The organism is Pirellulales bacterium, from assembly GCA_019694435.1.
Taxonomy (GTDB): domain Bacteria; phylum Planctomycetota; class Planctomycetia; order Pirellulales; family JAEUIK01; genus JAIBBZ01.
In genome coordinates this window covers 1-16,545 of sequence record JAIBBZ010000005.1, presented here as the reverse complement: position 1 = coordinate 16,545, position 16,545 = coordinate 1, and the positions used below count along the sequence as shown (strand labels likewise).

The 16,545-nt window shown below is 63.4% G+C and carries 15 protein-coding genes, 1 tRNA gene and 1 pseudogene; 16 read left to right on the top strand and 1 reads right to left on the bottom strand.

Features of this window, described 5'->3' with window-relative positions; genetic code table 11:
- Positions 1 to 47 precede the first annotated feature (47 nt).
- From K1X74_06235 to K1X74_06160, 16 genes and pseudogenes are all read left to right on the top strand, one after another.
- Entirely contained in the window at positions 48 to 764 is a 717-nt protein-coding gene (locus K1X74_06235) for a ParA family protein (GenBank protein MBX7165930.1), read from the top strand.
- A complete protein-coding gene (locus K1X74_06230; GenBank protein ID MBX7165929.1) occupies positions 739 to 1,149 on the top strand; it encodes a hypothetical protein in 411 nt (136 codons plus the stop codon). Before K1X74_06235 ends, K1X74_06230 begins: the two co-directional genes overlap by 26 nt.
- 163 nt (positions 1,150 to 1,312) lie before the next feature.
- Positions 1,313 to 2,455, top strand: a complete 1,143-nt coding sequence (locus K1X74_06225; protein MBX7165928.1) for a hypothetical protein — start codon at positions 1,313 to 1,315, stop codon at positions 2,453 to 2,455.
- Between the two features lie 293 nt (positions 2,456 to 2,748).
- Complete coding sequence (locus K1X74_06220) at positions 2,749 to 3,675, top strand: hypothetical protein (protein ID MBX7165927.1); 927 nt, start codon at positions 2,749 to 2,751, stop codon at positions 3,673 to 3,675.
- Positions 3,662 to 5,773: a hypothetical protein gene (locus K1X74_06215; GenBank protein MBX7165926.1), complete on the top strand. Its 2,112-nt coding sequence runs from the start codon at positions 3,662 to 3,664 to the stop codon at positions 5,771 to 5,773. The genes K1X74_06220 and K1X74_06215 overlap by 14 nt, the downstream gene beginning before the upstream one ends.
- A 66-nt stretch (positions 5,774 to 5,839) precedes the next feature.
- Entirely contained in the window at positions 5,840 to 7,585 is a 1,746-nt protein-coding gene (locus K1X74_06210) for a VWA domain-containing protein (GenBank protein MBX7165925.1), read from the top strand.
- 73 nt (positions 7,586 to 7,658) lie between these two features.
- On the top strand, positions 7,659 to 7,928 hold the full coding sequence (locus K1X74_06205) for a hypothetical protein (GenBank protein MBX7165924.1): 270 nt from the start codon (positions 7,659 to 7,661) through the stop codon (positions 7,926 to 7,928).
- Positions 7,929 to 7,962: 34 nt separating this feature from the next.
- Positions 7,963 to 8,394 (top strand): hypothetical protein, encoded by a 432-nt coding sequence (locus tag K1X74_06200; GenBank protein MBX7165923.1) that lies wholly within the window; start codon positions 7,963 to 7,965, stop codon positions 8,392 to 8,394.
- Positions 8,394 to 8,876: a hypothetical protein gene (locus K1X74_06195; GenBank protein ID MBX7165922.1), complete on the top strand. Its 483-nt coding sequence runs from the start codon at positions 8,394 to 8,396 to the stop codon at positions 8,874 to 8,876. Before K1X74_06200 ends, K1X74_06195 begins: the two co-directional genes overlap by 1 nt.
- A 108-nt stretch (positions 8,877 to 8,984) precedes the next feature.
- Positions 8,985 to 9,374, top strand: a complete 390-nt coding sequence (locus K1X74_06190; GenBank protein MBX7165921.1) for a hypothetical protein — start codon at positions 8,985 to 8,987, stop codon at positions 9,372 to 9,374.
- A gap of 154 nt (positions 9,375 to 9,528) precedes the next feature.
- Entirely contained in the window at positions 9,529 to 9,852 is a 324-nt protein-coding gene (locus K1X74_06185) for a hypothetical protein (GenBank protein MBX7165920.1), read from the top strand.
- Between the two features lie 59 nt (positions 9,853 to 9,911).
- On the top strand, positions 9,912 to 12,626 hold the full coding sequence (locus tag K1X74_06180; GenBank protein MBX7165919.1) for a relaxase domain-containing protein: 2,715 nt from the start codon (positions 9,912 to 9,914) through the stop codon (positions 12,624 to 12,626).
- Positions 12,623 to 13,039: a hypothetical protein gene (locus tag K1X74_06175; protein ID MBX7165918.1), complete on the top strand. Its 417-nt coding sequence runs from the start codon at positions 12,623 to 12,625 to the stop codon at positions 13,037 to 13,039. Before K1X74_06180 ends, K1X74_06175 begins: the two co-directional genes overlap by 4 nt.
- 26 nt (positions 13,040 to 13,065) lie before the next feature.
- Entirely contained in the window at positions 13,066 to 14,631 is a 1,566-nt protein-coding gene (locus tag K1X74_06170) for a type IV secretion system DNA-binding domain-containing protein (protein MBX7165917.1), read from the top strand.
- Positions 14,628 to 14,894: a hypothetical protein gene (locus tag K1X74_06165; GenBank protein ID MBX7165916.1), complete on the top strand. Its 267-nt coding sequence runs from the start codon at positions 14,628 to 14,630 to the stop codon at positions 14,892 to 14,894. The genes K1X74_06170 and K1X74_06165 overlap by 4 nt, the downstream gene beginning before the upstream one ends.
- A gap of 6 nt (positions 14,895 to 14,900) precedes the next feature.
- Positions 14,901 to 16,100: pseudogene (locus K1X74_06160) on the top strand (tyrosine-type recombinase/integrase).
- Positions 16,101 to 16,365: 265 nt separating this feature from the next.
- Here the strand turns inward: K1X74_06160 and K1X74_06155 are convergent.
- Positions 16,366 to 16,438: transfer RNA gene (locus K1X74_06155), tRNA-Arg, on the bottom strand.
- Between the last annotated feature and the right edge of the window lie 107 nt (positions 16,439 to 16,545).

Genomic DNA, 16,545 nt, shown 5'->3' with positions numbered 1-16,545 from the left:
AAAAACCTGCTTGTCAGCCGGCAGGTTTTCGCGCTACGGTCCCCAGCATGTTCATCGCGCTAGTCAACGAAAAGGGTGGGGTCGGTAAATCGACGTTGGCCGTGCACCTGGCCGTGTGGCTGTTCGACCGGGGTGCCAAGGTGGCCTTGATCGATTGCGACAAACAACGTTCCAGTTCGCAGTGGCTGGCCGAGTGCGAGCCGGGCGTGACGATCCGGGTCGCCGATACCCCCGAAAATCTGGCCTCAGAGGCCCAAGGTTTGCGCAGGAGCCACGATTTTCTGGTGGGGGATGGTCCGGCCGGGCTGGCGGACATTTCGCGGACTCTACTGCTGTTGGCGGACCTGGCTGTGTTTCCCATTTCGCCGTCGATTTTGGACCTGCGGAGTGTCGCCGAAGCGACGCGCGTGTTGCAGTATGCCCACAGCATCAACCAGGGCCGGCCCGAGGGACGGCTGGTGCTCAACCGGATGCGGACCCGCGACACGATCAGCCGGGAACTCAAAAAAGTCGCGCCCAGTTTGGGACTGGCCGTCGGCAACTCGGTGATCCGCGACCTGCAAGCGTATCGCGATGCGGCCCAGCAGGGGACGGTCGTCACGCGGATGGGAACTCGCGGTGCACACGCCGCGCACGAGTTGACGCAGTTGTTCGTCGAGTTGTTGACCGACAAGCTGGTGTTTTTGGACGGTCGGTCGGTGGACGTTACGGTTGAGAATTTAGAGGAGGGGACAGACCATGACCGCACGAAGATCGCTCGATAACGCGTTGGACATATCGGCCGACAAGCTGGCCTTCATCCGCGGGCAAGCTGCCAAGTCCACAGTCACGTTGAACGCGCCGGTCACGAGTCCTCCAGTGCCGGAAGAAGAAGCGTTTCCCGAGCCCGTCGCCAACGCCTCCAAACCGCCCGCAAGACCCCGTAACCGGCGCGCCGATCCGGCCGCGACGGGCCAAGCTGCCGTGACGGCGGCCTACGCCGACCAGTTCCGTGTGGGCCTGACCGTGCGAATCGCCCCCCAAATCGCCGATGCCCTGCGCCGCGCCCACCTGGAACACAAACTCCGCCGGCAGGCGCCCGACACGCAGCAAGAAATCGTCGAGGTGGCCTTGACCCACTGGCTAAAAGATCACGGTTTTTGGGCCTAATTTGGCTTCGCGACCATGTTCCAAGCTCCGCTAACACGCTATGGACCGGCAGGTACAATAGCCAATTCACCACGACGGTCAGCCCCCAGGCTGTGCCCCACGGTTGCCCTGACGGACACGCGTTGCTTCTGGGCGCTACCGATCCCCCTAAGGTGCGAACACCTTGTCGGATGCAGATCAGTCTTCGAGTGCGATTCCCTGGGAACTTCGTAGTCCCTCGCGCGGCTCCGCTGCGCTCGATCTGACGGAGTTCGATTTCGGGATCGTGGCGCTGTGGTTCCAACTCGACGGCCCCGCGGAGTTGGTGGTCGAGCCCCACGGCCACAGCCAGATCCCCCAAGCCGCGCTTCGCGCGTTTGCCGCGAAACTGCGTCAGGCTTATGCGGCGCATCAGGGCACGCTGGCCGGAGTCCGACCGTGTTGGGTGTTTGCGCACCTGGCGACGACCTTTGATGGCAGCTTTGACTTCTCGGGGCAGCATCAACCGGCTACCGTTGCGCACTTGGTGAGCCAGTTCCACTGGCAACCGGATGCGGCAACGCACGTCTTGCGACCGGCACGCTACGAGTTTTTCGCGACGTTTGCTACGGACGCCGAACGTGCTAGCCTGCAATCCTTGCTGGACGAATCAACTTCACAACACCCAGGGCGTGCACCGCAGAGCGCCACGGCCACGACCGACGTAGACTTGGCGCAATCGTCGCTGGGCGTATCCGAGGCATGGCGGCTGATCGAACAGTTGAAGGACATGGTCCCTGGCCTGATGCAAGCGGATGCCGTACCGGCGTCCCACAAGTCGTCGCTCCAATCGGCACTGGCCGAACTCTATCGGAGCAGCTTCGATGCCCCGGCGGCAAACACCCCGGGGATGAACACGGCCAAAGAACTGCAGCCGCTGATTGAATTGCCCAGCGCGTCATTTTTCACCACATTTGAAACGGCCACACGGGAAATTTCTTCGGCCGCCAAGGTGGCCATCTTTCAGGAATGGCTTGTCCGGCAGGCGGGGACCGATCTGGGATCTTTTGAGGCCAACCGGACGCTTGCTACCCAGATTCAGGAGTTGGCCAAGAAACTGGGGCAACGGTTTCGCTGCCCGGCGCGACGCCGCAGTGCGAGCCCAGGCCCCCTGGCGTCGGCCTGCGGCGTCGCGGCCCATCTGCGGTTTGCACGCTACGGCCGCTACAAGGACGGGGCTTTTGCGTTTGCACACAGCCAGGGGGGCACCGAAAAGACTCACGGCCACGGCCGTAAGCTGCCCCGCCTGGTGTTGATGCCGGCCTCCGAGAATACGCGGGTCGATTGACCCGGAAATTCTTTTAGAACCCCGTAACGTATCAATTTTTCAGAAAATTCAAAGCTACCCGATTGACGAAAACGCCTTTAGCGTTATCATGCCGTTGGCGGCCTGAGGAAGGCCCTGTTTCTCGAAAAAAACTCCGGTTTCTGCGGCAGTGGCTGGTGAACCAGCCCCCTTCAAAAAATCAGACAGAGAAAGATTTTCGGAAATTTTTGGGCTGACTTCCGCCGGCGCGGCGGAGAGCGCTACCTGCCGGCAGGTAGGCGACCGCACATCGCATCCCCAACAAGGAGCTTCCGATGGGGTCGAAAACAACCTCACTCGCGACCGCGATGAACAACGTGCGGGCTGAGCTCGAAGCGAGCGTGCAACCCCGGGTCGTCGAGCAGTCGCAGTCGATACCGACCAACCCGGGGCTCGACGCGCTGCGGAAGCAGATTCTTCAGGCGCTGCTGCGCTCCGCCAAATCTCAAGCCGACTCGCTGCGGCATGCGATCGCCGCGGGTGCGGGGCTGCTGCAAGCGAGGCAGCACGTTTCCCCGGGCCTATGGCTCGATTGGATCCAAGGCAATTTCTCGGCTCAGACGGGTCTGACGGAGCGGACGGCGCAGACGTATATGGCGCTCGCCAAACGTCAGGACGAGTTGGTCCGCTATGCCGATACGAAGCGCGCTTCGCATCGGGGCCGGAAGCTGCTGCACAACCTGTCGATTCGCGCGGCTGTCGGCGTGCTGCGTCAACTCGACCGCGATCAGCAACCCCTCCCCAAAAAACGCCGGGCAGCGCGCCAGGAGTCGAGCTTCGCGTGCGCGGCGCAGAAGAGTCGATTCGCCGACAACCTGGCGATCGGCCAGCCGTTGCCGGGTCAGCGGCGCGTGCTGCTCCAGGCGGCGCTCAACTCGGTCGAGGACACGATCGACGTGGCCGTGGTCGGCCGCGACAAGGGAGACCTCGATTGTGCCGTGCTGATCGTGCCGCTCGATCCGCTGGCTGCATGGTTCGCCAAACTCGCCGACTACCCGCTGGCGCTGTTGAACAAGCCGGTGCGGTTTCCCTGGCGCGCTGCCGATCCGGGCCGGATGGCGCCGCCGCGCCCGGCCCTGTTGGTACTGCTGGGCGAAGCGCGCGATGAGGGACCCTTTGCCCAGTTGTGCCGCCCCCACGGCCACGTCTATGTCCCGCTGCGGTTGTGCTTGAACCAGGAGGAATCCCATGTCGCGCAGTGATCGTTCCCGCCACCGAGAGGTCGCCAAAATCCTCAGCGGCCCAGGTGGTGCCTCGCATCCGGTGCTGGAGTCCGCGGGGCTGCTGGGCATGCAATTGGCGGTGGCTTGCGATACGAGCCAAGAACTGGGCACGTTGAAGCTGGAGTTCGCCGGTGCGCCGATCAAGTCCTGGCCGCTTGCCGACCAAGACACGTTGGCGTCGCTGCTGCAAAACACCCCGAGCGCGCCGGCATTGCGCGAGGCACTAGGCCACCGGGTCGGGATTGGTCTCGGTGCGGGGCTGGGGCAGATCCCCGCGATCGGTCATCTGGCCGGCGTGCGGCTGGTTCGCAGCGCTGAATTTTCTCATTGGCTGCAAAACGACCTGCTCCAGCAATTGTTGAAGGCCTATCCGGCCGGGCTGAAGGCGATCGAGCACTACCAGATCATCGGCGGCTGCGGCGCTACGGCCCAAGGGGCCCACCCGCCGATCGAACAAGAGTTGGTTCACCTGCTGGCTGCCGCGACCGGAGCACGGGTCCACCAGCGCAAGTTCTTGATCGGCCTGCCCGCTTATCTGGGCTTGGGCGAACGCGTGGTCGGCAACGCCGGCAGTGCGACGGCCGAGGCCCTCGATTGGGTCGTCCGCAACGATCGGGCCACCAAGGAAACCCGGCTGCTGGTTTGCATGGACCTGCCCAACTGCGGGCAGAACGATGCTCTCCGCCACATGTACACGAAGCTCACCTTCACGGCTGCCTGGTGCCATGCGGTCGAGACGCTGTTGGACCGCATCACGGCCAATGCTTCGCTGTGCAGCGACATTGGCCCGGTCGTCATCCAGCAGGCCGATTACTTCCGCGCTTTGACCGATGTGGAAATCGCCGCGGAAGTGGCCCAGGCTTACTTGCCCGAGATCGCGCAACTGCGAGGCGCGCCGGTCGATCCCGATCTGGTCCGCGGCCTGAAGGTGGCCTTGCAGACTCAGCGGCGCCCGCGTCCGTCGATCGAAGAACTGGTCGAGGAGATTGCCGAGAAAGCGGTCGATCAGATTGTCGCGGCCGTCTGCGAGCCGGGCGAAACGCTTTCCGCCTCGGTCGTGGCCGAATTGGCCTCGGGTGATTGCGTGGCAGTGGATCGACTCCAGGAAGACTACCTGGGCGTCTGCCGCACGCCGACGGCGCTGCAGCAGCGGCTGACGCTGATGAGATCGCTGACTCGAACCTTGAAGCGCGAGGTGACGTTTGCAAGCGAACGCTGCGCAGAATCCAACGAAGTCTTCATGCAAGCCGAAGCGCGTTTGGAGCGGGCCACGCTGGCGCTGCAATCTCCGCCCTGGTGGGCATTCTGGAAGACGCCCGCACAGGGGGAGTTGGGCTTCCTTGACCGGGCCCGTCAGGCGCGCGAAGCGGCCGACGTGCGGTTGCGGGACACGGCCGAGCATCGCGCGCTGTTGACCGCGGCGGCAGCCGTCGAACAAGAGACTCAGCACCTGTCCGAACAACTGACGCGGCTGGAGGACTCGCTGCAGCGGATCGCCCACGGGGCGGCCATCAGCAAGTCGCCCTGCATCAACCCCATCTCCCTCGACGAGAATTTTTTGCGGCTGCAGGAAGCGATCCGCGATCCGGCGGAGGCGGCCGTGTTTCAGCTGGCGGCGCACTCGGCCGAGTCGCTGACCCTGGACGGCTTGGCCAAGACGCTGGACGCCGCCAGCCCGCGGCTGGCCGACGTGATCGAGGCGATTCGCTGCCCGCACTTCGCCGTCGAGGGACCCGTGTGGGGTTGTCAGCCCGTCTCGGTGGAGGCGCCGCTGCAAATCACCGTATTGCCGCCCGTCTCGGCTCACTTGGCGGCCAACTTGCAGCGCTACCTGCAGGATGTCGATCCGCAACGGTTGGTGGCCATCGCCGACACGGCCCAAACGGGCGTGATTGGCGCGGTTCGATTGAGCTACCGCTTCCCGCGGATCGCCGCGGACGTGCTGACGCCCATCTTGCGGCATGCCGTGGCTCAGGCGCTCGCCGCCCAGCGGGATTTGTTGTTCCCGCGGGGCACCGAGCATTTGCAGCGTCTTGGATTCATCGTTGGCGACGAATCGCAATCCGACGTTTCTTGATCCGCCTGGCGTGCCCACGAGGCCGGCTGAGCACATCCACCTTCAAAACAGAAAGGACCGACCACCATGAATCGCATGGCCTCCTGGCTCACCGGTGTTAGCGTCGTGCTGTGCGTCGCGTACTTGGCCGATTGGCTGCGCGCAGACCGGCTGGCGATCGCCTGGCCGTTGATGTTGCTGGTGCTGGTGCCGCTGTGGTTGGCCGCGCGGCTGGCCACCGCGCGTCGGCGCAAGACTCGCCGCGCCCGATCTGCAACGCCTGAGCCGCTGCTGCGCTTCGTTTGGCTGGGGCTGGTGAAGGGGTTGGCGCTGGTCATGACTCTGGGGCTCGTGTTCGCCGTGGTTGATCGGCTGCCGCTGGAGCGGCAGTGGCTTGATGCGGATCGTGAGGTGCTTGAGCAGCTCATCCGCACGTTGGAAGAAGCTGGTCAATGGAAGGCAGCCGCTGGCGAGTTGCATAAGCGCCTCGAACGCCCCACGTCACCCGGCTGGCGGCGAGTCCTCGCTCGGCACCACTACGATACGCTCGTGCGTGCAGCAAGCGTCCCCGGGGAATCCCAGGCCGAAGCGCTGTTAGCGCAAGCTTGCCAACGCGCACGCAGCGACAAGCTCAACGACACGTCGGCCGTCGCCACGCTCAAGCGGCTCGCCGCTGAACGACAATCGGCCGCCAGGGCAGCAAAGCACGCCGCCGAACTGCTCTCGCTCCGGCAAAGCGCCACGACCCAGGCCGACGCGCTAGCTCAGGCCGCAAATGATGCCCTGCGCCAAACGGAGCAGCAAGCCGCCGAACGGCAGCAGGTCTTCGACGTGTTGCTCACGACGGCCGCTCAGGTCGAAGACCTCGACAAGCGTGCCGAGCAGCTCGCCGATGCGAGCGAGTGGGCAACGCGCTGGGGTCTGGATGCGACTCGGGCTCAAGCGGCTCTGTTAGCGATTACCGAACAGCGACGCAGCCTGGCGCCGATGAACTTATCAGCCGAATGTCGCGCCGAATTCCGTCGCGTCCTCACGTCGCTTGCGCCGCCAGTGGCCATCGTCGATCTGGTCGTCAAAGATCGCGACGGCCAATCCATCGGCGATCTGCGGGCCAAGGATTTTCGGGTTACGATCGGCGACCAGGCCAGCGCGCCTGTGTGGTCTGCTACGTCAGTCGTGCCTACCACCCAGCGGCCCAGCGTGTTCGTTCTGCTGGACGTTTCCGGCAGCATGGCCGGCGAGGCGTTGGCCGCTGCCAAACAGGGCCTGGGACAGTTCTTTCAAGCGACCGACGGAGAAGTTGAAGTTGCCCTGACAACCTTCAACGACCGGATCGTCGATCGATTGTCTTGGACCACGGAGACCACGCAGGGCGCAGCAGTGCTGCGTCATGTCGAAGCTACCGGCGGCACGCTCCTGTATGGCGGTTTGCAACATGGCCACGATCGCATTCAAGCTCGGCTTGCACCACGCATGCTCTTGGTCATCACGGATGGCGGCAATTCGTTGCCAGGTCCCGATCCGGAAAGACTGATCGGCCGATTCCACGCGGCGGGCATTCCGGTGCACGTCGTGGCGCTGGAGACGCCCAAGCTCGATCGCAGCTTCTTGGAGCGACTAACCAGGGGCACGGGTGGCCGCCTGTTTCACGCAACCAGCGTCAATGTGCTGGCGCAACAGATTCTCTCTGCTGCTCGATCGCTGCGCCAGCCCGTGTATCGGCTGGTGTTCTCGTGCAAGTCGGCGACGCCTCAGATTTCGATTCGCATCGGTCAATCTCCTGGAATCGTGGTCGAGACGACTGCCGGAAAGGAGGTGGCGCAGAACCCCTAACGCACCGTGGCACCTTCAGTGCTGAACGTGGATGCACACGCATTCACGACTTTTATGACAAGGAGAAAAAAGTATGAAGACCAATGAAACCAACGCGCCAGCTTATTCGGCCAACGTCGGCCATATTCATCTGTCCGTGTGGGAAAACCGCAGCGAAAACGGCCGCACGTGGTTCAATACTCAGGTGGTTCGGCGCTACAAGGACGGCGACACCTGGAAGGACTCCAATTCCTTCTCGGGCTTGGGCGATTTGGCCTTGCTGGCCGAAGCCGTCCGGCTCGCTCAGAAGTATGTCACGGGTCGTGAGAACTTGCAGGCCATGGATGAGGCCGGCGGGTACTAGTGAGCTTTAGGCCGCCGGGCCGCCTGCGGCCCCCATGGAAGGGGCCTCCGGCGGCATCGGCGGCCGTGGCTGCAATGAACAGCAGAGGAGGGAACAGAACATGGAAGTCATCTCACAGTATTCAAGAAAGCAAGCAATCGACGACGGTGTGCTCGTTGAGCTTCCGCTGGCGTTGGTGCACGAGGCCGGCTTCAAGCACCCCACCGCCGTCACGCGGGCCGTTTACGAGCTTTGTATCCGCGTGCCCAAAGCGTGCGATTGGCAGGATGAGACAGGCAGAACGTGGGACGTGTTGACGATGCTCGGCTGGTCGGTCCGGCGAAGCCTGGACCGCTCCGAGGTCATCTTCACGGTGCTTGTGCAGAACGACGCGACCGGTCCGCAACAGGTGCAATTGAAAGCAGTGATCGGGCCGGGTGATGCCGGCGAACCGGTGATGACAATCTTGCTGCCGGAGGAAGATTGATGTTCCGCAAAACCAGCCGCAAGTTCGCCCAAACGGTCGGCCAGTGGTTCGGCCGTCCGCGGCAATCCGAGCCCGATTGCCCCCTGTGCGGCAGTCTGTCAATCGACGAACTGCGTCCGGTCGACGCGGAACTAGCCGAAGCGGCCGGCTATTGGAGCCCCCTGTATGTCTCGCCCGGCATCGATGCCCGCTGCCTGTCCGTGCCGCCTCGTGACCGCCCTTGGCAGAGTCAGGCCCTGCGGTTGAATCTGCTGCTGGCTGCGTTCTCGTTCCCCTTGCGGCGCGGTACGGGTGAATGCTTCTACCGTTTCGGCGTCCTCTATCCGAACGCAAGCGAGGACGAGCAAGTCGAGCAGATCGTCGCTGTCCGCATGGAAGACGAGCAGGGGCAGCAGGTGTTTGCGTTCTGGTTGGCCGAAGAATGCCCGCAAGTGGTCGCGGAGTTGGTCAAGACCGCGCCGACGACGGGGAAGGCCCCATAGCAGACAGCAAGCTGGAGCGAGTCGTTCCCCTGTAGCATTCCACGGGCATCGACTCGCCGCCGGGCGAGTCAATGCAGCGGAAGGGTGCATCGAATAACTGAGAACACCATGAACAAGACCTTCGACCCCAAAGCCCAAGACCTGATCGAAGTCACCGCGCAAACCATGCCGCTTGGTTGCCCGTTTCGCGTGGCCGTGTCTTGGGACTCAGGCCGGTTGCTTCTGGGCGACGACGTGACCGAGGGCTGGAACTTGCGGCGGTTGGTCCGGGCCGTCGTGACGGCCGTCGGTCGCAATCCGCAGCCCGGGCAATCTTCTGAATTCCTGCTTGATGCCTACGAGGTGATTCCGTTCGCCGAAGACTCCGAAACGCTCGCCGAGATTGCCGGCAGTGTTCCCTTACTGAACGCCAATCGCATGCGGGCAATCGTCGTCGACGATGGGCAAGGCAGGCCGGCGATCGTAGTCGAATTCATCGAGCGGATCGCTGCCCGCTAACTCCCCAAAATCTCCCCGAAAACTCCCTCAAAAAAGACTCTTTACAAATCCAACGCACCATTGCACGGAGTGCGGACGGCTGAGCTTCGACGACCAGGCAAAACGTGAAGCCGACACGACTTAAGTCCGTCCACAACTTGTAGACAAAAAGCCAATGTCACCGCGCAAGCGTACCGCGACCGTCTCTTTTCGTGCTGATGCCGATTTTCTGCGCCTGCTCGACGAAGCGCGCCGGCGGTTCGGCGTGTCGCGTGGGGAGTGGGTGAGGGGAGCAATCCACACCATCCTTTATTCGACGGAGCGGGAGCGACGAGACCAGCAACTGGCCGATCTCCAGCGGGTGCTCGACGAGTTGGCGGAAGGTCAACGCGAACTGCGGACCCATCACGCCCGGGGGTTGTTTGCCGTGCTGACGATCGCCGGGCAGATGCCGGCCGAAGAGGCTCGGCAGTTGATCCGCGAAAACCTGAAGCACTGATCCCGTTCTCCTTGCACACACCTCAGCCAGCCCACCCCACGGATTGAGCCGGTGAGATTATGGTCGTCATCATCAAAGTCCTGGGCTCCGACGTGCCCGGCGGTGGCGCTGCGGACGCGGCTCGTTACTACGCCGAGTCGGCAGCGTATTACGCGGGCGACGGACGGGTGCTTGCACAGTGGGCCGGTCGTGGGGCGAAGACGCTCGGCCTGACCGGCCCGCCCACATTTGAGACGTTGCTTGCGGTTCTGGCCGGCTGCGATCCGCTCTCCGGCCAGCCGCTCGTGCCTGTGCGCAAACGCAAGCCAAAACCCGCAACCCTAGCGACAATCGAGCCGTCACCCTTGAACACGCTTGCCAAACGCAAGCGGCAAGCGCGCGAGCGGTGCCCTGGTGTCGACCTTTGCCTGACGTTGCCGGCCGCATTGAACATCGTCTGGGCCGCGGGGGGTGAACAGGTTCGGAAGGCGATCGAAGCGGCGATCGATGCGGCCGCCAAGCGGCTGCTGGCCTTCATCGAAGCCCAATTCAAGCTGGCCCGGCGTGGGTTTTTGGGTGTCGATCAGTACCACGCCGATCTGGTGGTCGCCATGGTCGATCATGACACGAGCCGTGCCGAAACGCCTCAGCCGCACCGCCATCGCCATCTGGTGATCGCCAACCTGGGGCAGACCGAGGACGGGCGCTGGTCGGCCATCCACACGCGGCTGCTATTCGACTGGGCGAGAACGCTGGGGCCCATCTGGCGGTGCCTGCTATCGAACGAAATTTTGCAGCGTGTCAACCTGCCGCTCGTTCCCGCACAAGACGAGAATCGGCGCATGCGGGGTTGGGCCGAAATCGAGGGCATTCCCCAATCGCTGCGCAAGTTCTGGTCCTCGCGCCACGATGAAATTGAAGAATTCGTCCAGGGCGAATTGCGATTGACCGGCTTAGGCTCGGCCCGGGCCAAGGCAATTGCCCAAGAAAAAACCCGCTTACCCAAACAGCCCACACCTCCGCGCGAGGTGTTGTTTGCCCAGTGGGAGCGTGAGGCACGCGCGCACGGTTTCGGACCCGAACAGATCGAGAAACTGCTTACTCAGCGCGTTGCGCAACCGCTCGATCCCTACCCGGTGGCCCTCCGCGAGGCGGCGGCCGAACTGACGCAAACCGCGGCCAGCTTCACGCGACAAGAATTGATCCAGCGCGTCGCCGAACGGCTCTGCCACACGGGCGCCGACGGATTGCAGATCGTCGCCCGCATCGACCGTGACTTGGAGGTCCATTCGGATCTGGTCCAACTGCGCGATCGGCAAGGCGAGCGGCACTTCACCACCCGTGCCTCCTGGGCCCATGAACAAAAGCTCCTGGCCGATGTGGCCGCCCTCAAGACGGGGCCAGGTGCCACGGTGAACCAGGCGCAGATCGACGCGGCGCTGGGCTCGCATGCGACCGCCACGGCCGAACAACGACGCGCCGTGACCAAAATCCTCCAGTCCACCGCCCAACTGCGAACCCTCACCGGAATCGCCGGCTCGGGCAAGACGTTCGTCGCCGACGCGCTACGACAAGCCTTCGAGGCGGCCGGATATCGGGTCCGCGGCGCGGCCCTTAGTGGAATCGCCAAGGAAGAATTGGCCCAGCAGGCGCAGATCACCAGTCGCACGATTGCCAGCTACGAATACCACCTCGACCGGCCCACGCGGGACCGCATCCAGGATCGGCTTCAGCATGGCCTGCGAGATTTTTGGCGGGCAGCGCGGGGGCTGCCGAGCCAGTCGCGGCGAAGTGAAGTCGCGCTCTCGAAACGGGACGTCTGGATCATCGACGAGGCCGGCATGCTGGACACGCGAACCACGGCCCGTTGCCTGCATCATGCCCGCAAGGTGGGGGCCACCCTGGTGCTGATGGGCGATGACGGGCAACTCTCGCCGATCGGCGCCGGTGGACCGTTCGGTCGGATCGCCGCCGAGGTGGGTGGTCCGACCCTCTTGGAGAACCGCCGCCAACGGCACGATGCGGATCGGCAGGCCGTCCAGTTGATCCGTGAAGGGAAGGGGGACGAGGCACTTGCGATCTACGCCCAGCAAGGCCGGTTGACGATCGGCAAGAACAAGCTCGACACGCTGCACAAGCTGGTCGACGCTTGGGTCGCGGCGGGAGCCATCGAGCGGCCGCAAGATCACCTAATTCTCACCCAGACCCGACGCGAGGCCCAGGCCCTCAATCGGCGCTGCCAACGCGAACGCCAAGCCCAACAGCAAGTCGCCCAACATAACGGCGGGCGGGTTGCCGAAGGCACCATCTACCGCGGCGATCGGGTGCTGTTTCACAAGGCTTACCGCGCCGCGGGCATCGAAAACGGCCATCAGGGTACCGTCGTGTCGGTCGATCCGACCACCGAGCGGTTGGTCGTGCGTCTGGACCACAGCGTCTTGACGGGACGTGGCGACGAGCGAACCCAGCCGGTCGTCGTGGTGCCCCTGCGGGCGCTCGATCGGGACGCCGTGGGCCTGTCGTATGCGGCCACGACTCACAAGATGCAGGGCCGCACGGCCGCCAACGTGTTGATGCTCTTGGGGGGCAAGATGGTCGACCGTGAATTGACCTACGTCCAAGCGAGCCGGGCTCGCGAGTCGACGACGATCTTCGTCGATCAGTTGCACGCCGGCGAGGAACTCAAGGATCTGGCACGAAGCATCTCGCGGTCACGGGCCAAGCGGCTGGCGCACGATCTGGTGGACCCACCCCAGCACAAGCGTCGCGGCCCCAACCTGGAGATCGAGCGATGAACGATCCGCAGCACAAGCCCAAGTCGCAATTCGTGTCGGTTCCGGACTGGGAAGATTACCCGCCTGCACTGCGGCCGTTGGCCCAGGGGATCTTCTTTTTGACCTTTCCGCTCCTCGCCTGTCTACGAATCGGCGCAACCCTCTGGGCAGGTGCTCTGTTCCTCGTGATCGGACTGTCGTTCCTGTTCAGCGTTATCTCGGCGGGCCCGATCGCCATCGTACTGGTGGCCGTCGCGACGATGTTGGCAGCGCGATGGACGTTTGGCTCTCAGGCAACCCCATCCTCGGACCACTTGCGGGGCCGTCCGGTCGAACGGCGCGACACCACGCCGAAGGCAGCTTCCCCGGTACGCGGTCGATCGCTTGTGCGCCGGTCGGTCGAGACCCGCGGTGGTAACAGCAGCCGCCGCTAGAGACGCCGAGCAGGAGACGATCGCTCATGAACTGGCTCCAGAGAATTCGGCAGGCGTTGTTTCGCCCTTCGGAACAACCACTGCCCGACGCAGTCTCCCCCCAAGACGACGCCCTGCGGTTTGGCGTCGAGTCGCTCGATCCGCGCGAAGCGACCGGAGGATTCTTATTGGTCGGTGCGCCCGGCAGCGGTAAGAGCACGCTGCTCAATGCGCTGCTCCGCTCGGCGCTGCGCTGGGTCGGCGTTCGCCCCGATCAACGGGCCATCATTTACGACGCCAAACAGAATATGTTGCCGTTGCTTCATGCGCTCGCACCCCAGGCACGGATTGTGACTCTCAATCCGTGGGATAAGCGTGGAGCGGCGTGGTCAATTTGCGACGACGTGCGCGAGCCGCGGATCGCCGTCGAGATCGCCTTCACCCTGATTCCGTCAATCCACGAAAGCCAGCCGTTCTTTTCGGACGCGGCCCGCCATCTGCTCTACGGTGTGATGCTGAGTTTCATGCTCTCGGAAGTCGATTGGACGCTGGGGGACGTGATTCGCGCTCTGTCGAATCCGCGATTGCTCAAACGCGTGCTCTGCCGCCATCCCCAGACCAAGTCGATCGTGGCGCGGTACTTCTACGACCGCAAACTCGTGGCCAATATCATGTCCACGATCGCCACCAAGTTGTTGCCGCTGGAGCCGGTGGCTGCGGCTTGGGAAGCGGCCACGACGCGGATCTCCATCGACGAGTGGGCCACCAGCGATCTGATCCTCGTGCTGGGCAACTCCGATTCCAGCCGTACGGCCATGAACGCGATCAACCGCTGTATTTCCAAGCGGGCATTCGACCTGACTTTGAACTTGCCGGATTCGTTCGAGCGACGGTCGTACTTCGTCTATGACGAACTCGGCGAGGCCGGCAAGCTCGACGGCATTCTCTCGCTCGCGAAGCGCGGACGGTCCGGGGGCGCAGTGCTGATGGCCTCTGTGCAATCGGTCTGCTCTCTGCGCGATGCCCAGATGTACGGACCCCACCTGGCGGACGAACTGTTGGGCCTGTTCGCCAATCGGTTCATCGGCCGCTTGGAATGTCCGGTCACGGCCGAATGGGCCTCGTCGCTGTTTGGCGACCAGGAGATTGAGCAGACCTCGACCAGCGTCAGCCAATCGCCCCAAGGCCGTAGCCATACCGAGTCCCGCCAAAAGGCGATCCGCAAGAGCGCGTTGCCGTCGGAACTGATGAACACGCCAACCTGTACGCCCGAAGACGGCCTGAGCGGCTACTACATTCTCCGTTCCAAGGGGTGTTTTGTCGCCACGATTCCCGGCGAGGAACTGTTCGGCGACGCGATGGTCCGCCCGGACCCGAGCGTTCCGGAATTCGTCCCGCGCGACCGCTGGTGCCAATTGCTGCGGCCGTGGACCAAGGCAGAGAAAGAGAAATTCGCCGGACCCCAACCCCAGCCGCGCAAGCCGGCGAAGGGGAAGAGGCCGTCGCCCCCGTCGACATTGCGCTTCGATCCGTGGGACCTGGCCGACGACCTGGGCCCGCTCGACGGCCATCCGGACCACGATATGCCCGAGCCTCCGGAATCTTTGCCATGATTCGCCGCCCATCCGACCCACTGAACCAGCCAGCCGATGTTCTCGGCGCCGATTTGCTGATCTGTGCCGACGAACTCGCTACGATCCTCAAAGTGTCGAAGCGGACGCTTTGGCGGCTCCTCAGCGGCGCCAAGCTGCCGCAACCGCTGCACATCGGCCGCAGCCCTCGCTGGCGGCTTACCGAGATCAACGCCTGGATCGCCGCCGGCTGTCCGGACCGCGCGACCTGGCAATTCAACCCTACTCAGCGTCCCGCAGGATGATTCATCATGGCAAGCCTGTTTCGGATGTCGGTGACTCGCTATGTGGATGAGGCGGGCAAGCGTGTCGCCAAGGCGACACCAGGAGCCCAAGCCGTCCGCGAGAAGAGCCGCAAATGGTACGGCGAGTTTCGGGATGCCAGTGGACGCATGCATCGCGTGCCCTTGGCAACCGACAAAACCGCGGCTCGCGCGATGCTTGCTGAGTTGGTGCGCCAGGCCGAGCGCGACTTCGCCGGTCTCGTCGATCCGTGCGAGGCGCACGCCAAGCGTCCGTTGGCCGAGCATCTCGGCGACTATGAACAACATCTCAAGGCGAAGGGGGCTTCGGCCAAGCACGTCAAACAAACCGTCGGACGGATTCGGCGCCTCTGCGACAAATGTGGCTTTTCGCGTATTACGCTCGTTGACGAAACGAAGGTCGAGCGTTGGCTTAGCCAGCAGCGCGATACGTCCCAGCGGTTCTCGGCACAAACGAGCAACTTTTATTTGGATGCGATCAAGTCGTTCTGCAATTGGCTCGTACGCCGCAATCGCCTGCCGCGAAATCCGCTGGCCGAACTGAAGCGGATCAACGTCGATGCCGACCGGCGACACGATCGCCGATCGCTGAGCGAAGATGAGTTTCGCCGGCTGGTTGCCGAAGCCGAGATTGGACCGACGATCGAAGGTCTGAGCGGTCCCGATCGGGCGATGCTCTACGTCTTGGCCGCCTGGACGGGTTACCGGCGCGGAGAGCTTGCGTCATTGACTCTGGCGTCGTGCCACCTTGACGAACCGGCGCCAAAAATCTCCGTTGCTGCCGGTTACAGCAAACGGCGTCGTCACGATGAGATTCCGTTGCATCCCTACGTCGTTGCCCGGCTGCAAAGTTGGATCGACAACCGAAATTTCAAACAGGGCGAGCCCTTGTTTCACCTGCACTCGGCCAAGGGACATTTTCGCAAGACCGCCAAGATGATGCGTCACGACTTGAGCCAAGCCCGAATGCGCTGGCTCACGGAAGCCGTTTCTAGCGACGAACGGTCCAAGCGTGAGCGGAGCGATTTCTTGCTCTATCAAGACGAGCAGGGGTTGTTTGCGGACTTCCATGCCAACCGCCACACGTTCATCAGCAATCTGGGCCGCGCTGGCGTCAGCCTCACCCTGGCCCAAAAGCTGGCCCGGCATTCGGATCCCCGGCTGACGGCCAACCGCTATACCCACTTGGAATTGGCCGACCACGCGGCGGCGATTGCCAGCCTGAATCCGCCGCCGGGTAGCGGTGCGATTGTCGGTTGTACTGTAGAAGTACCGGTTGAGGCGGAAGATTTGGTTGCAGGCCCGGTTGCAGGAACTGATGACGTTTTGTGTCATCAACCGACGCTCAACGACTCGTCAAAGGGTTTACGCGATTCGAACACCGATAGTCATAAGCGCATGCCACAGGGGACGTTCGACGCACAATGTCCTTCAGTGTCGCCGTGTGACTTATTGCGCCTGGCAGGATTCGAACCTGCGACCTGCGGTTTAGGAAACCGCTGCTCTATCCCCTGAGCTACAGGCGCCGGGGTGTGCTTTTTTGCGGGCGTTGCGGCGGGGGAGCCGCTGGTGGCGCTGTCGTAGCCGTTGGTCGATCTGGGGTCAACCGGCAATCGGCGACGGCAGCACTCTT